Here is a 16,017-nt window from a genome sequence, read left to right on the forward strand (position 1 = left end):
AAGCCGGTGGTGCCTGCAACGGCCAGTCAAAAGCGGGGATCGCAGCCGGTCCGGACCGGCCGTCGGTCAGTCCTCGCGCTCGAGTTGGTCGCCGCCGAACTCGTCGTCGCTCTGGATGCGGGAGGCCTGCGGGCCGTCCTGGTCCTGGTACTTCGAGCCGCGCTCGCTGCCGTAGGGTCGCTCCGCGGGCGACTTGAGTTCGGTGAAGGTGAGCTGCGAGATTCGCATGCCGGGCGTGAGCGCGACCGGTGCAGAGCCCAGGTTCGAGAGTTCGAGCGTGATCTGGCCCCGATAGCCGGGATCGCAGAGGCCCGCGGTGGCGTGGACGACGACGGCCAGTCGGCCGAGCGATGAGCGCCCTTCGACGTGGGCGATTAGGTCTGCCGGAATTTCGACGCGCTCGTGGGTCGTCCCGAGCACGAAATCACCGGGATGGAGGATGAAATCGTCGTCCTCGTCGACGATCGTCTCGGTGACGTACTCGTCGACCTCCCCTTCGGCGTTGGGGTGGATACAGGGGATGTTCGTCCGCTGGAACTCGAGGAACTCCCGACCCAGCCGGAGATCGACACTCGCGGGCTGGATCTGCAGTTCCGGATCGTCTAACGGCTCGACGACGAGATCGCCGGCCTCGAGGCGCTCGAGGATGTCCGCGTCGGAGAGGATCATACCGAGTAGGAGCGAGCACGGGGCCCTAAATTCCTCGGTCCGACGCGACGGTCGTCGGCTGGATCGACCGACCGCGGAGATCCCATCTCGTGTTACCGGACTGAAGTTCTCGCTCGGCAGCCTAACCGATTATAACGCTGTGTCACGAACCCCGTCGCATGGATGGGGAGCAGGACCGATTCAACGGCGACACGAAGGTTCTGCATCAGCGAGCTGTCAGAATACCGCTTCCGGATCGGGAGGCCGAGCGCGTATTCCACGAGAACATGATGAACGTGGCAGCCGCTCGAGAGCAGAAAGCAGCGCTGTTCGCCAACTCGGACGTGTCGGTGTTAGACGCCTACGAAGCGGAACGCGATCGCATCGAGGGGTGCTTCGAGCGACGGCTTCGGCGGATCGTCGGGGAGAACTACGAGGAGGTCGCGATGGCGTATCACCGCGGCGAGCGCGACGATCGGATCGGCGCACTGGCCGCGTACTACTTCGAGGGGGCATGGCGGGCACAACAGCAGGCTACGATTACGGACATGCTGTATTCCCCGCTGATACTCCGTTATCCCGACAGTTTCACCCTCAATATGCGCTTTGCCAGCGGGTATACGACGGCGAAATCGATCCGCTACGAATCACCGGCCCACTGCTCGGAGGACTTCGGCGACGAGTACACCGAGACCTACTACGAGGAGAGCCTGTACTCCCAGAAGCAGGCCGCCGACTACCTCAGCGAGACCGCCGAGATCATCCGCGAGGAGTTTCCCGACCCCGACGAGACGCCCTTCGCAGAGCGCAAGTACGGCGGCGTCGTCTCGGCGGGCGGCCGCCGCGGGTCGGTCTTCTCGACGCTGCTCGAGCGCGTCGAGCCCGACCCCGATCGGTTTTCGGAATCGATCGACGAGCCGACCCTCGTCGAGGCTGGTCCGGAGGCGAGGCGGACGGAACGGGAATTCCTTCGGGACTGCGAGGTCGTCCACTGACTCGCGGCTCGGTCACGCGTGAGTGCGGCGAAAGCGCTCGTCGCACAGGGAGAACGGCTGCCCGGCAGCCGACCCGTCACTACACGCGGGTGCTCACCGGGTCGTCGCCGCTTGCGCCGCGGAGATAGTCACGGCTAAAGGTATCCCCGTCCTCGAGTCGGCCATGAAACAGGCCATCGTCGCCCGCACGGACATCGGGATGGGGCAGGGAAAGCTCGCCGTACAGGTCGCTCACGCGTCGCTGTCGGCCTACGAGAAGGCGGACAAGGGGTTACAGGATCAGTGGAAACAGGGCGGACAGAAGAAAGTCGTCCTGAAAGGGCAGAGCGAACGGCAACTCCACGAACTCTCCGAAATCGCCAAGCGCGAGGGAATCCCCAGCGCCGTGATTCGGGACGCCGGCCACACCCAACTCGAGCCCGGAACCGTCACCGCGCTGGCGGTCGGCCCGGCGGCGGACGACCGGGTCGATAGCGTGACCGGCGAACTGTCGCTGTTCTAACCCCGTCAGTCCGAGCGGTAGCCCCGCGGTTCCTCCCTGACCGCCGAGTCGTCGTCCGGAAGCGGCGGGTCGGCGGGAACGTTCGGGAGCAGCGAGCGGACGTCGATCGACTTGCTGCCGAGCACCGCGAAGCCGGCGAAGATCGTCAGGAAGCCGACGACGGCCGTCGCGTCGATGGTCTCGTCGAGCAGCGCCCAGCCGCCGAGCGTCGAGACGACGGGCACGACGTAGAAGATCAGGTTCGCGCGGATCGCGCCGGCCGTGTCGATGAGGCCGAAGTAGGCGATGTAGGCGAGGACGCCGGCGAAGATGCTGACGTAGCCGAGCGCCAGAATCGCTTCGGTGTTCCACGTGATCGCAGCCATCGACTCGCCACCGGACCAGGCCAGCAGGTGACACAGCGCGGCGGCGAAGGGCAGGCCCCACGCGACGCGGACCGTACTCGAGAGGTCGCTGTCGGCCCGGCGGATGAGGACGGCCCCGAGCGCGGCGGCGATCGCTCCGGCGAAGAGGATGCCCTTGCCGACGGCACCGCCGAGTAGGTTCGCGGGATCGGGGTTGACCACGAGGGCGACGCCGAGCAGGCCCAGTCCCATGCCGGCCGCGCCGCGGGCGGAGAGGCGCTCGTCGGAGAGCAGGAACGCGGCGAACACCGGCGTCATGATCGGGTTGAGACTGTACATGATCGAGGCGACGGCGCTCGTAACGTACTGCTGGCCGACGAACAGCAGGGCGTTCGTCAGGCCGATGGCGAGGACGCCGGTCGCGAGGATCGCGCCGATATCGCCGCGAGTCCGCGGGACCAGTTCCGACCGCGACGACGTCAGCCCGACGTAGGCGAGCATGACGACCGCGGCGATGTCGAATCGGAAGGCGACGAACAGCAGCGGCGGAAAGTACGCCAGGCCGGCCTTCGCGGCGACGAAGGTGCCGCCGAAGAACAGACTCGAGAGGGCGAAGAAAACGGCGATACGGCGGGATACCATCTACGCCGTCACCCCCGTTCGAACCGTCTGCGCCGGACCGAAACCGGCCGACGCGTGGATAGCGAAAATCATCGTACTACACCGTATGAGCTACGGGGTTATAGTTTCGTTCAGAAAATATTTCACGATAAGAAAGGTCGGCGGGCCGGGAAACTACTGGGAGCCGCGATACCGCTGCAGACCGTGAAATAATTTCACACTGCGAAAGCGATTTACCACAGCGGCGACGACTGTCCGTATGGAATCGGCGCTCGAGGAGATCGAGTTCCTCGCACTCTCGTCGAACCGGGTCGAGGTGCTCAGGTTGCTCGCCGAGGGGCGACGGACGCGGACCGACCTCGCGAACGAGACCGGTGCCTCGCAGGCGACGCTGGGGCGGATTCTCGGCGATTTCGAGGACCGCTCGTGGATCAGACGCGACGGCGGCGAGTACGTCGCGACCGCGACCGGACGGCTCGTCGCGGAGGGGTTTACCGACTTACAGGAGATCCTCGAGACCGAGGGCAAGCTCCGGGATATCGTGGACTACCTGCCCACGCACGCGATGGACTTCGACCTCCGTCGGCTCGCGGACGCGACGATCACCGTCCCCAGCGGGACGCGGCCGAACGCGCCGCTGGCGCGGTTGCTCGAGTTCCTTCGGGAAGGCGACGAGGTCCGGACGTTTTCGCACACGTTCAACGAACAGACGCTGCGCGTCGTTCGAGAGCGCGTGACCGCGGGCGAGCAGCGCTTTCGGGGCGTCTTCGGCCGCAGCGCGATCGACGCCCTCGCCGACGACTCGGCGCTCCGCGGACAACTCGAGGCCCTGCTCGCAGCCGAGGACGCCGAAATCCGGGTCCGTGAGGAGGGAGTGCCGATCGCAATCATGATCGTCGACGAGGTCGTCTACCTCCTTTTGCGCGACGAGAACGGCATTCTCCGCGCCTCCGTCGACACTGACGACGATGCCGTGCGCTCGTGGGCCGAGGACTCGCTTGACCACTACTGGCGGACCGCGACGCCGCTCGAGTCTGAGACGCTATCCGACTGAGAATCGAGCGACGCGCCGAGTCCGCGTCGCGCGGCTCCGTTGCTCCGTCGCTGCGCCCCTGTGGCTGGCTACGTCGACGCCGGCTCCGCTGCCGCCGGGCCGACGGCCGCCGGATCGGGTGCGACTGACTCGAGTCCCGTTCCCGGTCCGCCCGGCTCCGGCGCGGGTCGTGCGAGTGCGGGTGCGGAGCCGGCCGCGATCGACGCGGGTTCTGGGCTCGTCTCCTCGTCGCCCGTCTGCTCGATGACGTACTCCTGTCCGACGGTCGACGCCTGCAGGCTGTCGACGGGTGCGTGGTCTTCGGTCAGTACCGGCACGTCGTCGGTCTCGGGCTCGGAGAGAGAGGCGTTGACCTCGCCGCTCAGGTCGATCCCGAGGTCGCGGTTCTCGTTTCGCTGGGCGAGTTCGGCCTCGGTGAAGTCGGTCTCGGCTTTCGTCGCGACGACCTCGATGTTCTGGACCGAGTCCCAGTTCGACGTTCGGTAGCTGTAGGTCGACGCGAACGCCTCGTCGATGGTCTTGTACTGCGCGCGGTAGAACTCCGAGCCGGCACCGCTGGGTGCGGCGATGACGTTCGCGAGGAAGACCCCGTCCTCGGTCAGTCGATCCTCGGCCAGTTCCATGAACCCGAGTTGGGTCAGGTGAATCGGAACCTGATCCTTCTGGTAGGCGTCGAGGACGATCACGTCGTATTTCTCGTTGGTGTCTCGGAGGAACTGCCGCCCGTCTTCCGTGTGGACGGTCATGTTCTCGCCTTCCTCGAGATCGAAGTAGTCCTTGGCCGCCTGCGAGACTTCGGGGTCGAGTTCGGCGACGTCGACGTCGACGTCGTATTTGCGCTCGAAGTCCTTCGGGCCGGTGTACCCGCCCCCGCCGATGAACAACACGTCTTCGACCTCGTCGGGGTCGTCGACCATCAGCATCGGCAGGTGGAAGAACCGCGTGTACTCGAAGACGTGTCGGTCGGGCTCCTCGAGATCCATCGCGCTGTGGCGGGCCCCGTCGAGATACAGCGTCCGGGTATCGCCGTCGTCGATGACCTCGAGTTCCTGATAGGCCGTCTGGGTCTGGTAGACGACGTCGCCGCGGTGGTCAAAGGCGACCGGGCCGAGGCCGGCCGCAACGACGAGCAACACGGCGACGGCGACGCTGGCCGCCGCCGGTTTCGGCGTGAGGGCGGGAAGCGTAAGCGCGAACGCAGTCCCGACGAGGATGATTCCGAACAGGAGGCCGATCATGTCGATGCCGAGCACCGGGATGAGGAGGTAGGTCGTCGCGCCCGCGCCGACGATGCTCCCGATCGTCCCGAGGGCGTAGACGTGACCCGACGCCTCGCCGGTGCCCTCCTTCATCGAGAGTTCGGCCGAGTAGGGGCTGATGAACCCGAGCAGATAGGTCGGGGGACCGAAGAGGATGAGGACCGCGGGCAGCGACGCGTACCGGGCCGGCAGCGGCAGCGCCGAGGCCGAGAGCAGGAGTTGATCGCTCGCGTAGACGACGATCGCGACGTAGCCCGCCGTTCCTAGCAGGATCCAACTCATGCGACGGTTCGACGCCGTCTCGGCCCGCTTGCCGCCCTGCCAGTAGCCTAGACTCAACGCGGTGAGGAAGACGGTAATGATGCTTCCCCACGTGTAGATGCTGCTGCCGAACTGGGGGGCGATGATCCGGCCCGCGAGAATCTCCAGCCCCATGCTGGTCACGCCGGAGACGAACACTGCGACGTCGGGTTTGGTCGGCCGGTAGGCGGACAGCTGCCGCATGCTCATTATCGGACAGTGGCGGGCCCGCGATGAGAACTTGTCGCCTCACCCCGACAGTCGCCGGTACTCCGAATCGCGTCCCGGTCAGCTCCTCAGGGGCGGGAAACGACGTGCGTGAGCAAAAAGACGACGAGCGCGACCGTCGCGACGCTCGTGGGCGTGAACACGAGAATGTCGATGCGGCTCGCCCCCCAGACGAACAACAGCGCGAACAGCGTCGAGAGGACGGCGTTCAGGAGGAGCAAGACGCGCGGATTACCCTGCGAGGACTCGAGGCCCTCCTGTAGTCCGTCGTCCGGTTCGCCGTCGGGTTCGGCCATGCCAAGAGAGGGGAACGTGGGTCACTTAGTGGTTTCCGTGCGCGATACCGGCGACCGGTGGCGCGGATCACGTCTCGGCGACGAGAGACCGCCGTCCCAGCGGTTTTTATAGTGGTTCGGCGGCACGGGGTCACTATGCGCGAGGTGACGGCGTCGCGAGTGCTCGACGTGACCGCGGCCGACCTCTCGGCGTGGCTCGAGCCGGCGGCGATCGTCGAAGCTGAAGGGAGCTTTACGGTCGAGAGCGTCGAGGCGGAAGCCGACGCGACGATCGTCGTCGCCAGCGGCCCCGGAATCCGACTCCCGCTGCGGTTCGAGGACCGTAACGGCGTGATTTACTACACGCAGGAGGGCGAACACGGCCCCTTCTCCCACATGGAGACGTGGCTCGAGTACGAGCCCGTCGACGACGGGCGGACTCGAGTGACGATCCGGTCGGCGGTCGAACTCGCCGCGCCGCTGCCGTTCGGCGATCGGATCGCCGCGTGGAAGCGAAACGGCGAACTCGAGGGAGCGCTCGAGACGATCGAAACCGAACTTGGCTGAGGGTGTGGTGGAGCGGGCGAAAGGAGGAGTGAGACCAAGTAGCGGTGAGCGCGGGCAGCGGCAGCGATCAGGGCTCGCGAAGCACGACGTCCTCGTCGGCCTCGCTCGGGAATGGGTTCGACAGTTCGGCGGCTCGTTCCCACTCGTCGTCGGTGACCAGACAGTCCGCGAGCCGCGAGCGAAGCGTCGGTTCGTGGGCGGCGAGATCGGTGCCGATGAAGACCAGTTCCGTCCGGCGGTCGCCGTGGTCGTCGTGCCACTCGAGGTCGGGTCGATTGGAGCGGTACAGCTCCCGCTGGACCTCGGGGAGGGCGGCGATCCACGGCCCGCGGACGGTCGCGCAAACCGAGGGGCCGGCCTGAGCGATGTCGATCTTCACGTCGCGGCCGGCGATCCACGCCGTCCCCTTCGAGCGGACGATATCGTCGGGGAGGTCCCGGAGGAACGACGCGAAGCGCTCGGGATGGAACGGGCGGCGCTCCCGGACGACGAACGAGTCGACGCCATAGACCTCGTCCGGATGGCGATGGTCGTCGTGTCCGTGGTCGTGATGGTCGTCGTGGTCGTTCGGTTCGTCTCCGTGTGCAGCGTCGCCGTCGTCGGCCAGCGCCCGTTGCCAGCCCGCTAACTCGCCCATCCGCCCGGGGTCGAACAGGTCGACGCCCAGTATGGGGTCCGGGTCGACCTCGCTGAACGTCGTGCGGATCGTCTCGGCCGTCGGCTGGAGCGCGCGGACGAGGTCCTCCGCCCGCTCGAGTTCCGCGTCGGTACAGAGATCCGTCTTGTTGAGCAGGACCAGATTCGCCACCTCGAGTTGCTCGATCACCAGATCCGAGAGCGGGCGATCGGTATCCCCGTCCTCCCCGCGGCGCTCGGGGACCTCGTCGCCGTCGAAGGCGTCCAGAAACAGCCGCGTGTCGAGGACGGTCACCAGCGCGTCGAGGTCGTAGCTGGCGGCCACGCGCGAGGACGTGGTAAAAAGCCGGGCGACCGGTGCGGGCTCCGAGATGCCGGAGGACTCGACGAGCAAGTGATCGAACTCCCGCTCGCGGGCCAACCGGACGACCGCCGTCTCGAGGTCGTCCTGCAGTTCACAGCAGATACAGCCGTTCGAGAGTTCGGCGACCCCGCCCTCGACATCGAGATCGGAACCCTCGGCGACGAGTTCGGCATCGACGTTGACCGAGCCCATGTCGTTTACCAGTACCGCGAGGTCGCGGTCGGCCGTTCGCAAGAGATGATTGAGCAGCGTCGTCTTTCCCGCCCCGAGACTCCCCGAGAGGACGGTCACCGGAATCGGCGATTGCATAGGAATGCGTTGTGACTCGAGGGGCAAGAAGCGTCGCCTCGAGGTGGGGCCGTCGACTTGCAGGACGGAAATCGTCGCCACATTCTCGCCGGAGAAGTTACTGAACGAGAAAGTAATGAAAACCTACTTGTGTCGATGGGAAGAAAAACGGCTCGCATGAAGCAGTGTCCCCGCCGCACCCTCCTCGGTGGCATCGGCACGACGATCACCGCCGCGATGGCAGGCAGCGCCGTCGGCGCGACGACTGTACAGTCGGGTAGCGACGCCGATTCGCCGGCAGTCGATAATCTCCTCGACTACCTTCCGGCGTCGGTCGCGTCGGACTCGATGATGGTCACGGCAACCGACTACGAGCGCCGTCGGGAAGCCAACGAACCCTACGAGCCCACCCCGGCCACCGGCCGCTTCCAGATCGATCCCGAATCCGTCTCGAAACAGGCCCTCGTCTACGACACGGGAGACGACGGGTTTTCGATGCCGATCACCGTCCTCGCCGGTGAGTTCGACCTCGAGGGCGAGGCCGAGTCTCGCGAGACCGACGGCGGCGTCGAGTACGACTATCACGAAAACGAGGACACGGTCGCCGCCGCGACCGAGACCCTCGCCGTCATCGCCGACGCCGACGACACGGTCGACGACGCGTTCGCGGCGAAGGCGGGCGAGACCGAGCGCCTGCTGGCCGCCGAACCCGTCCTCGAGGACGGGTTCGAACTCTTCGACGGCGGTCGCGCCGGCTACACCGTCCAGACGGCCGATAACTCGCAACTCCCCGATTCCATGGGCGACGTGACGGTCGAATACATCGCCCGAGCGATGACCGTGCTCGGTCCGGACACCCTCGAGATGAATATCGGGGTCGAACTCGAGGACGCCTCTGCGGTCACCGACGAACTGATCGAGACGCTCAAAGGCGACCTGGCCTACACCGCGACGACGGGCGAGCCGACGGTCGAAACCGACGGCGCTCTCGTCACCATCTCCGTCGAGCGCGACCTCGCGGCCGAACGGGCGGTCAGGGAACACGACAGCCCCGGGTTCCTTCAGGCCGAACGCGATTTCGATCTCGAGGACGACTACCTCGAAATCGAAGTCGGGCGCGGCGACCCGACCCCGATCGAGGACCTCACGCTCGAGGTCGGCGGCGAGGAGTACGACCGCGACATCTGGGCCGACGGCCACGGCACCCTCGAGGAGGGCGATACGATCGTCATCGACACGGACGACGTCGAACCGAACCTCTCTGTCACGCTCAAGCACGATCACCAACTCGGCGGGAGCTCGAGCGGAACGACGATTCTCAGCCGGTTCGAGTTCGCGTTCGACTACGATATCGACACCGAGACCCTCGCAGTCGAGTACGAAGACGAGTTCCCGCTCGATGGCGATAAGGTTTCGCTCGTCGCCTACGACGAACGGCCGCGGTACCGACCCCGCGAATCGGAGGACACCATCGAGCCGAAAGCGACGACTCAGCCGTGGAGCGGGACGATGAGCACGGGCGACGAGGCGACGCTCGAGGACGTCCAGCCCGGCGATACCGTCCTCGTCTGTTGGGAGGGAACCGGACAGCAGGACAGCATCGCTCGCAGCCGTATCCGACCGCCGGGCCACGTACGCTTCGAGTACGACTACGAGAACGAGACGCTCTCGGCGACTATCGAGTTCGAAGACGAGACCGAGCGGTCGGCCGCGGAGTACGAACTACTGATCGACGACGAGCCGGCGGCCACGCAGTGGGCCGACGAGTACGACACCGTCAGTTCGGGGACGACGATCGAACTCGAGGACGTGGCGGTCGGCACCGACGCCACCGCCGTTTGGGGCGACGAGGACATTCGCATCGGCGGCACGCGAGCGCAGCCGTCGATCCAGCTGGCGTTCGACGAGGAGACGGTCACGCACGAGGGCGGCGATGCCCTCCCCGCGTCGAAACTCGAGGCTCGCGTCTGGACGACCGACGGCCGCACCAAGATCGATATCGCCGACGAGGTCGACGGCGACTTCGAGGAAGGCGATTCGTTCACCGTCGACACTGAGGAAGCCCGCAGCATTATGCTCCGATACGACGGCGAGCATTCGGTCGGCTACGCGCATCCGCCGCGGTAACCGAGTCGAAAACAGCGGTCACCGGAAGTGCGGTTTTTGGCTCTTAGGGTTCGATATTCCGAGCGACGGTGAGTCGGCCACCGCCGGGACGCGACATATTTTTGTCTCCGGCCCTGAGCATGATTGACGATGACATTGGCCGATCGGATCGCGACGTTCCGGGCCACACTCGAGGAGTGGCTCCGCGGGCTCTATCACGGGATGATCGCCCACCCAGCCTACGAGAAGATCGAGGCCGAAGCGGAGGACCTCGAGGACGCGTTCATGCTGGCGTGTTTCCCCGACGCCTTCGGCATCCCGTCGCCGGTTTCGTACTACACGGCCGAACTCCTCCCGTTCCTCGAAGACGAGTATCAAGCGTGGGAGCGCCGGATGTGGGACCGGCAGTCGATTATCGAACGCAAAGGCCACCAGTACCACTTCTGATGACGGAATTTACCTTCTTCGGCGGCAAGGGCGGCGTCGGCAAGACGACCGTCTCGAGCGCCTACGCCCTCGAGTGCGTCGATGCGGGCCTCGAGACGCTGGTGGTCTCGACGGACCCGGCCCACAGCACCGCCGACGTGTTCGATCAGGAGTTCGGCGACGAGCCGCGGCCGGTCGAGGGCTATGACGGGCTCTCGGCGATGGAGATCGACCCCGACCGGGAGGTACAGGACCACCTCTCGGAGCTCAAACAACAGTTCGGCTCGCAGCTCTCGGCGACGATGGTCAACGAGGTCGACATCCAACTCGAGATGGCCCATCAGACGCCGGGTGCCTACGAGGCCGCCCTGTTCGACCGATTCGTCGAAGTGATGCGCACCGCGGACGACTACGATCGGGTCATATTCGACACCTCGCCGACCGGGTCGACACTGCGATTGCTCGCGCTCCCGGAGCTGCTCGAGCGCTGGATCGACCGGCTGATGGACAAACGCGAGCGCAGCATCGACCTCTTCGAGAAGGCCGCGATCGGCAACAACGAACCGCGCCGCGTGATGGAGGGCGATCCGATCCTCGCGCGCTTACAGGAGCGCAAGGAGCGATTCGAGTTCGCCGGCGAGGTGCTCCGCGAGGACGCCGCGTTCTACCTCGTCTTGAACCCCGACGAGCTCTCGATCCGCGAGACGCGCCGCTCGGTCGAAACGCTCGCCGAGGCCGACCTACCGGTCCGGGGGCTCGTGGTCAACCGCCTCTCGCCCGAGCCCGATCCCGACGAAAACGGCCGGGGCGCGCGCTATCTCCGCCAACGAGTCGCAACCGAACGCGACCGCCTCGAGCGGATCGAACGCGAGTTCGACGTGCCGATCGCCGCGACGATTGAGACCCGCGTCGAGGAAGTCCGCGGCAGCATTCTCGAGGACGTCGCCGCGGACCTCGCGATCGAGGTCGGAGACGGCGATCGGGCACCGACGACGTAACGGAGCCAGTCGTCGCGGTCGGCTACGGAGAAACGTGGTGTCTCGCCACGACCCGGTGTCGCTGGGAACCGACGGTAGATTTCGGGTGTTCGTGCTGTGTCTCTTATATTCTCAAATAAATAAGGGTAAACCAAAAAATCGCTTGGCGCTAGTCCGAAATACAATGAATTATATTTATATTCCTCCCGTGCAACCACCTGCTAGGGAGTTAGTAACATGGCAGGTGTAATTTGGATCGTCGCACTGGTGCTCGTGTTGTTCTCGGTCGCGTACGTGGGGTACGGCCGGTACCTCCAACAGTTCGTCAATCTCGACGACAGCCGAGAGACGCCAGCACACAAGTATCAAGACGGTCAGGAATACGTCCCGGCGAAGAAGCCGGTGCTATTGGGGCATCACTACTCGAGTATCGCGGGCGGCGCGCCGATCGTCGGCCCGATTACGGCCGCACTGGTCTGGGGTTGGGTCCCGGCCGTACTGTGGGTCGCCATCGGCAACCCGCTGTTGGGCGCGGTCCACGACTTCGTCTCGCTGTCGAGCAGCCTGCGACACGAGGGGAAGTCCATCGGTTACATCATCGGGGAGTACGTCGGTGAACGGGGCAAGAACATGCTGCTGTGGTTCGCGTTCCTGCTGACGATCCTTGTCGTGGCCGTGTTCGCACTGGTCATCGGGATCGTCTTCAACGGCTACCCGCAGGCCGCCACCGCGAGCCTGCTGTACGTCGGGCTCGCGTTCGTCTTCGGATTCTGGCTGTACCAACTGAACCTCCCGTTTTCGGTCGGGACGGTCATCTTCGTCGCCGGAATCTTCGCGACGGTCTGGGTCGGGATCCAGTATCCGATCGCGCTGTTCGGCTCGGAGTTCCCGAATGCACCGGACACGATCGTTCTCTTCGGCGAGACCGCACCCGGGTTCGTGCCCGAACTGGGATTCAACGCGAACGTGGGTGCGTGGGTCCTCGTGATGCTCGTCTACGGGGGCCTCGCCAGCGTCCTGCCGGTCTGGATGCTGCTGCAACCCCGTGACTACCTCTCGTCGTTCCTGCTGTACACCGGTGTCGGCGGGGCGTTACTCGCCGTCATCGTGGGGACGTTCATCACGTCCACCAGCGAGCCGCTGACCTTCCAGATCGACGCGTGGTACGGCATACTCGGCAGCGACAACGCGTCGTACGAACTGATGCCGCTGTTCCCGCTGCTGTTCATTACGATCGCCTGCGGGACGATCAGCGGGTTCCACTCGCTGGTCTCCTCGGGTACCACGGCGAAACAGCTCGATAAGGAGACCGACGCGCGGCTGATCGGTTACGGCGGGATGCTCGGTGAAGGACTCCTCGCCACCGTCGCGCTCTGTACGATCGGCGTCGCGGGGATCGCCGGTGCCGGCGGCATCGGCACGGCGCTGCCGAACTTCGCGACCGGCGGCGGCGTGATCCTCACCGCGTTCGGTCTTCCGGAAAGCTACGGTGCGCCGTTCATGGCGCTGGTACTCGCCAGTTTCCTCCTGACGAGCATGGACACCGCGGTCCGTCTCAGTCGGTACATGGTCGAGGAACTCGTCGGGACGCCACAGACATCGATCGAGGAATACGGTGCGAATCGGTACGTCAACACGAGTGTCGTCGTCATCGCCGCCTTCCTGCTCCTCGGAACGGGCAGCTGGGAGGACCTCTGGCTGCTGTTCGGCGGTGCAAACCAGTTGCTCGCCGGGCTGGCGCTGCTGACGGGCACGGTCTGGCTCGCCAACTGGGACCGGAGCAAGCAACTGATCAGCACGGGCGTCCCGCTGGCACTGATGTCGGTCGTGACGATCATCGGGCTGTTGTGGGTCGCCTTCTATCAGGTCCTGTACAGCCGGCTCCTCATGGGTGATCCGACCATCTGGACGTGGATCGCCGGCGGCGGCCAAATCCTGATCAACCTGACACTGATCGGATTGGCGCTGTCGCTGCTGCGCATGGGCTACGGAAACATCAAGTCCAGTCGCGGCCTCGGCGGCGACGCGGTCGCCGCGGACGGCGGCGAGCCGACAGAAGACGACTAAAGCTGTAGCCGTCGGGCGATCAGCCCGAGCAGACCGACTTCTTTCCGCTCGATCTCCTCCCAGAGCCGGAAGGCCGTCGCGATATCGGCGTTCTCGCTGGCGACCAGGTCCTCCGGCTCGGGCGCGACGACGGCCAGATTGATCTCGTAGTGGCCGTTGTAGCCGTACTTCAACAGCGTCCGGTCGGAAAAGCCCGCGACGTGACTGCGGACGTCGTCGGGGATCGACGGTGCGACCGCGACGAACGTGAACTCGGTACTGTAGTGTTCCTCGTCGGGCTCGATCCAGTCGTCGGCCAGCCGATGGCCGAGATCGACGTACCGATCGAGCAGCCGGTCGTCGACGCTGTCGACCCGATCGACGAATAGGTGTTCGGTCGACTCGTGCTCGGCGATCGAGATCGACGGATGGAGGAAGTGCTTCTGACTCGCGAGGTCCATCTGCCCGTACAGCGTGAACCGCTCGCCGTCGACCGCCCGATCCTTCTCTAGGTCGTAGTTGTGCAGCAGCCGGTCGCTCACCCGATCGACGTACTCGTCGTCCCAGTCGGGAACGGCCGTTGTTTCGGTTCCCGTACTCGAGTCCGTCCCACGGGACTCTTCGGATGCGGGCTCCCGGTCAGACATAGGTGGCGAGTCCTCCGTGGTCTCGAGCGGGTGCCGTTCGTGGGGCCGCTCGTCGGGGACAGCGAGTCGCAGTAGTGACCGTCTCCATGTGGGTAGATGCCACGTCGCGGGCAAAAGTCCGTCGGCACGGGGCCGGCCCGTTGCGAGCAGATTTAAGTGCGACTGGGGCATATCATGCCCTAAATTCACATGGGGAAAGACCGCGAAGCCTGCGGGCGCTGTTCGATGTCGGTCGCCGTCGACGTCGCGAACGCCGGCACCGACGAGGAGGGACAGAACGACCGCGAGCCCTACGGCGAGGCGCGGATCGAGGTCGAGGAGGACGAACTGCGGACCGTCTCGCCCGGCGCGTGGCTCTCCGGGCTCGCGGGACGACTCGACGACGCCGCTCAGCGGTTCGTCTGGGGACAGTAGCAGTACCTTCGGGGCGGTCGGATCGAATATCCCGGTTCGCTCGCAAATTCTCGCGATCAGTGCGTCGGTGCCGTCGCCTCAGTTGGTCGTGATGACCTCGATCACGTCTCGAGATTCGACCTCGTAATCGCTGCCCAGTTGGCGGTTCGTCCGGCAGTCGATCGCGTGCAGGAAGCCGTCGCCGATGTCGGAGTGGAGGCTGTAGGCGAAGTCCTCCGCGGTCGAGTTCGGCGGGATCAGGTAGCAGTCGGGCAGCACCTCGCCGCGTTCGTTCCCCAGTCCGTTCGCGCCGCCGGGGAAGACGGGGGTGACCCCGAGGACGTCGAAGAGCGCGGTTTCCAGCGCCGCCTGGACGCCCGTCGCGCCGAACTCGGAGAGGAAGTCCCGGATCTGCTCGAGTCCCTGTTCCTGATCGCCGGAGATGTCGCCCGTGATCTCGAAGTCGTCGTCGCCGGGTCGGTAGTCGACGACGCCGGCTCCGTCGGCGGATTTGAGGGCCTTCTCCGCGTGGGCGCTGCAGGGAACGATCGTCAGGTGATCGTAGTCGGGGTCGTTCGTGATCTCCTCGTAGTTTGCCTGCGCCTCGGGGGTGTCCATCTTGTTCGCCGCGATGACCATCGGCTTGGTCTCCTTGCGGATCTCGCGGGCCAACTCGAGTTGGTCGTCCTCGTCCCACTCGTCGGGATCGAAGCCGACGTCGACGCGCCGAATGAGGCGTTTGATCTCGTCTTCGGTCGTCTTGAACGCGCTCATCTGTTCGGCGAGTTCCTCCTCGATGGCGTCGTCCTCGGTGGTGTAGCCCGTCTCGTATCGATTGATCCCCTTCTCCAAGACGCCGAGGTACCACTGGTCGAGTTCCTCTTCCAGGAACGCGATGTCGTCCCGCGGGTCGTGGCCCTCGGTGGGTTCGCCCTCGGCGTCCGTCTGCCCGGAGAAGTCGACGACGTGGACGAGCACGTCGGTCTCGTTCAGATCGGAGAGGAACTGGTTGCCCAGCCCGTTGCCCTCGTGTGCGCCGGGGATCAGCCCGGCCACGTCGACGAGTTTCGTCGGGACGAAGCGGGTCCCGTGGTCGCAGTACCCCACGTTCGGGGTACACTCCTCGTCGAATTCGGGTGCCGCACAGTCGACGCGGACATAGGCCTCGCCCACGCTGGGGTCGATGGTCGTGAACGGGTAGGCCCCTTCGGGAACGTCGTTCATCGTCGCCGCATTGAAGAAGGAGGACTTGCCGACGGAGGGTTTGCCGACGAGTCCGATCCGGTAACTCGTACTCATTATCCGTCCCTCGAGCGGCCAGACTAAACGGGTTTTGTTCCG

16 protein-coding genes are annotated in these 16,017 nt (G+C 65.4%); 9 read left to right on the plus strand and 7 right to left on the minus strand.

Annotated elements, in window-relative coordinates:
- Positions 1 to 66 precede the first annotated feature (66 nt).
- Positions 67 to 669, minus strand: a complete 603-nt coding sequence (dcd, locus tag C489_RS10195) for a dCTP deaminase (RefSeq protein ID WP_006431163.1) — start codon at positions 667 to 669, stop codon at positions 67 to 69.
- A 158-nt stretch (positions 670 to 827) separates the two neighbouring features.
- On the opposite strand from dcd, the gene C489_RS10200 reads away from it, so the two are divergent.
- Both C489_RS10200 and pth2 read left to right on the plus strand, forming a co-directional pair.
- Positions 828 to 1,643, plus strand: coding sequence for a hypothetical protein (locus C489_RS10200; protein WP_006431164.1), 816 nt, complete (start codon positions 828 to 830; stop codon positions 1,641 to 1,643).
- Between the two features lie 163 nt (positions 1,644 to 1,806).
- Entirely contained in the window at positions 1,807 to 2,145 is a 339-nt protein-coding gene (pth2, locus tag C489_RS10205; RefSeq protein ID WP_006431165.1) for a peptidyl-tRNA hydrolase Pth2, read from the plus strand.
- Between the two features lie 5 nt (positions 2,146 to 2,150).
- Here pth2 and C489_RS10210 read toward each other — a convergent pair whose 3' ends face one another.
- On the minus strand, positions 2,151 to 3,131 hold the full coding sequence (locus C489_RS10210) for a DMT family transporter (RefSeq protein ID WP_006431166.1): 981 nt from the start codon (positions 3,129 to 3,131) through the stop codon (positions 2,151 to 2,153).
- 238 nt (positions 3,132 to 3,369) lie between these two features.
- On the opposite strand from C489_RS10210, the gene C489_RS10215 reads away from it, so the two are divergent.
- Complete coding sequence (locus C489_RS10215; protein WP_006431167.1) at positions 3,370 to 4,164, plus strand: helix-turn-helix transcriptional regulator; 795 nt, start codon at positions 3,370 to 3,372, stop codon at positions 4,162 to 4,164.
- 68 nt (positions 4,165 to 4,232) lie between these two features.
- On the opposite strand, the gene C489_RS10220 is transcribed toward C489_RS10215, so the two are convergent.
- Both C489_RS10220 and C489_RS10225 read right to left on the minus strand, forming a co-directional pair.
- Entirely contained in the window at positions 4,233 to 5,933 is a 1,701-nt protein-coding gene (locus tag C489_RS10220; RefSeq protein WP_049890770.1) for a spermidine synthase, read from the minus strand.
- 86 nt (positions 5,934 to 6,019) lie between these two features.
- Entirely contained in the window at positions 6,020 to 6,247 is a 228-nt protein-coding gene (locus C489_RS10225) for a hypothetical protein (protein ID WP_006431169.1), read from the minus strand.
- A 135-nt stretch (positions 6,248 to 6,382) separates the two neighbouring features.
- Between C489_RS10225 and C489_RS10230 the strand changes: the two genes are divergently transcribed.
- A complete protein-coding gene (locus tag C489_RS10230) occupies positions 6,383 to 6,793 on the plus strand; it encodes a hypothetical protein (protein WP_006431170.1) in 411 nt (136 codons plus the stop codon).
- Positions 6,794 to 6,860: 67 nt separating this feature from the next.
- Here the strand turns inward: C489_RS10230 and C489_RS10235 are convergent, their stop codons facing one another.
- Positions 6,861 to 8,102, minus strand: a complete 1,242-nt coding sequence (locus C489_RS10235) for a CobW family GTP-binding protein (protein WP_006431171.1) — start codon at positions 8,100 to 8,102, stop codon at positions 6,861 to 6,863.
- Positions 8,103 to 8,258: 156 nt separating this feature from the next.
- On the opposite strand from C489_RS10235, the gene C489_RS10240 reads away from it, so the two are divergent.
- From C489_RS10240 to C489_RS10255, 4 genes are all read left to right on the plus strand, one after another.
- Positions 8,259 to 10,208, plus strand: a complete 1,950-nt coding sequence (locus C489_RS10240; protein ID WP_006431172.1) for a hypothetical protein — start codon at positions 8,259 to 8,261, stop codon at positions 10,206 to 10,208.
- Between the two features lie 129 nt (positions 10,209 to 10,337).
- Positions 10,338 to 10,634: a hypothetical protein gene (locus C489_RS10245; RefSeq protein ID WP_006431173.1), complete on the plus strand. Its 297-nt coding sequence runs from the start codon at positions 10,338 to 10,340 to the stop codon at positions 10,632 to 10,634.
- Positions 10,634 to 11,611, plus strand: a complete 978-nt coding sequence (locus C489_RS10250) for an ArsA family ATPase (protein WP_006431174.1) — start codon at positions 10,634 to 10,636, stop codon at positions 11,609 to 11,611. Before C489_RS10245 ends, C489_RS10250 begins: the two co-directional genes overlap by 1 nt.
- Before the next feature lie 216 nt (positions 11,612 to 11,827).
- Positions 11,828 to 13,657, plus strand: a complete 1,830-nt coding sequence (locus C489_RS10255) for a carbon starvation CstA family protein (protein WP_006431175.1) — start codon at positions 11,828 to 11,830, stop codon at positions 13,655 to 13,657.
- On the opposite strand, the gene C489_RS10260 is transcribed toward C489_RS10255, so the two are convergent.
- Positions 13,654 to 14,283 carry a hypothetical protein gene (locus C489_RS10260; protein WP_006431176.1) on the minus strand — a complete coding sequence of 210 codons (630 nt, stop codon included), beginning with the start codon at positions 14,281 to 14,283 and terminating at the stop codon, positions 13,654 to 13,656. The two genes, C489_RS10255 and C489_RS10260, sit on opposite strands and share 4 nt — an antisense overlap.
- Before the next feature lie 189 nt (positions 14,284 to 14,472).
- Between C489_RS10260 and C489_RS10265 the strand changes: the two genes are divergently transcribed.
- Positions 14,473 to 14,697, plus strand: a complete 225-nt coding sequence (locus C489_RS10265) for a hypothetical protein (RefSeq protein ID WP_006431177.1) — start codon at positions 14,473 to 14,475, stop codon at positions 14,695 to 14,697.
- Between the two features lie 78 nt (positions 14,698 to 14,775).
- Here the strand turns inward: C489_RS10265 and C489_RS10270 are convergent, their stop codons facing one another.
- Entirely contained in the window at positions 14,776 to 15,975 is a 1,200-nt protein-coding gene (locus C489_RS10270; RefSeq protein WP_006431178.1) for a redox-regulated ATPase YchF, read from the minus strand.
- Positions 15,976 to 16,017: the final 42 nt, after the last annotated feature.

The sequence above is a fragment of the Natrinema versiforme JCM 10478 genome, from assembly GCF_000337195.1.
In the GTDB taxonomy this organism is placed as follows: domain Archaea; phylum Halobacteriota; class Halobacteria; order Halobacteriales; family Natrialbaceae; genus Natrinema; species Natrinema versiforme.

Excerpts from the sequence above, each read along its gene's own strand:
- dcd (WP_006431163.1), bottom strand. The coding sequence starts at position 669 with ATGATCCTCTCCGACGCGGACATCCTCGAGCGCCTCGAGGCCGGCGAT.
- C489_RS10200 (WP_006431164.1), top strand. The coding sequence starts at position 828 with ATGGATGGGGAGCAGGACCGATTCAACGGCGACACGAAGGTTCTGCAT.
- pth2 (WP_006431165.1), top strand. The coding sequence starts at position 1,807 with ATGAAACAGGCCATCGTCGCCCGCACGGACATCGGGATGGGGCAGGGA.
- C489_RS10210 (WP_006431166.1), bottom strand. The coding sequence starts at position 3,131 with ATGGTATCCCGCCGTATCGCCGTTTTCTTCGCCCTCTCGAGTCTGTTC.
- C489_RS10215 (WP_006431167.1), top strand. The coding sequence starts at position 3,370 with ATGGAATCGGCGCTCGAGGAGATCGAGTTCCTCGCACTCTCGTCGAAC.
- C489_RS10220 (WP_049890770.1), bottom strand. The coding sequence starts at position 5,933 with ATGAGCATGCGGCAGCTGTCCGCCTACCGGCCGACCAAACCCGACGTC.
- C489_RS10225 (WP_006431169.1), bottom strand. The coding sequence starts at position 6,247 with ATGGCCGAACCCGACGGCGAACCGGACGACGGACTACAGGAGGGCCTC.
- C489_RS10230 (WP_006431170.1), top strand. The coding sequence starts at position 6,383 with ATGCGCGAGGTGACGGCGTCGCGAGTGCTCGACGTGACCGCGGCCGAC.
- C489_RS10235 (WP_006431171.1), bottom strand. The coding sequence starts at position 8,102 with ATGCAATCGCCGATTCCGGTGACCGTCCTCTCGGGGAGTCTCGGGGCG.
- C489_RS10240 (WP_006431172.1), top strand. The coding sequence starts at position 8,259 with ATGAAGCAGTGTCCCCGCCGCACCCTCCTCGGTGGCATCGGCACGACG.
- C489_RS10245 (WP_006431173.1), top strand. The coding sequence starts at position 10,338 with ATGACATTGGCCGATCGGATCGCGACGTTCCGGGCCACACTCGAGGAG.
- C489_RS10250 (WP_006431174.1), top strand. The coding sequence starts at position 10,634 with ATGACGGAATTTACCTTCTTCGGCGGCAAGGGCGGCGTCGGCAAGACG.
- C489_RS10255 (WP_006431175.1), top strand. The coding sequence starts at position 11,828 with ATGGCAGGTGTAATTTGGATCGTCGCACTGGTGCTCGTGTTGTTCTCG.
- C489_RS10260 (WP_006431176.1), bottom strand. The coding sequence starts at position 14,283 with ATGTCTGACCGGGAGCCCGCATCCGAAGAGTCCCGTGGGACGGACTCG.
- C489_RS10265 (WP_006431177.1), top strand. The coding sequence starts at position 14,473 with ATGGGGAAAGACCGCGAAGCCTGCGGGCGCTGTTCGATGTCGGTCGCC.
- C489_RS10270 (WP_006431178.1), bottom strand. The coding sequence starts at position 15,975 with ATGAGTACGAGTTACCGGATCGGACTCGTCGGCAAACCCTCCGTCGGC.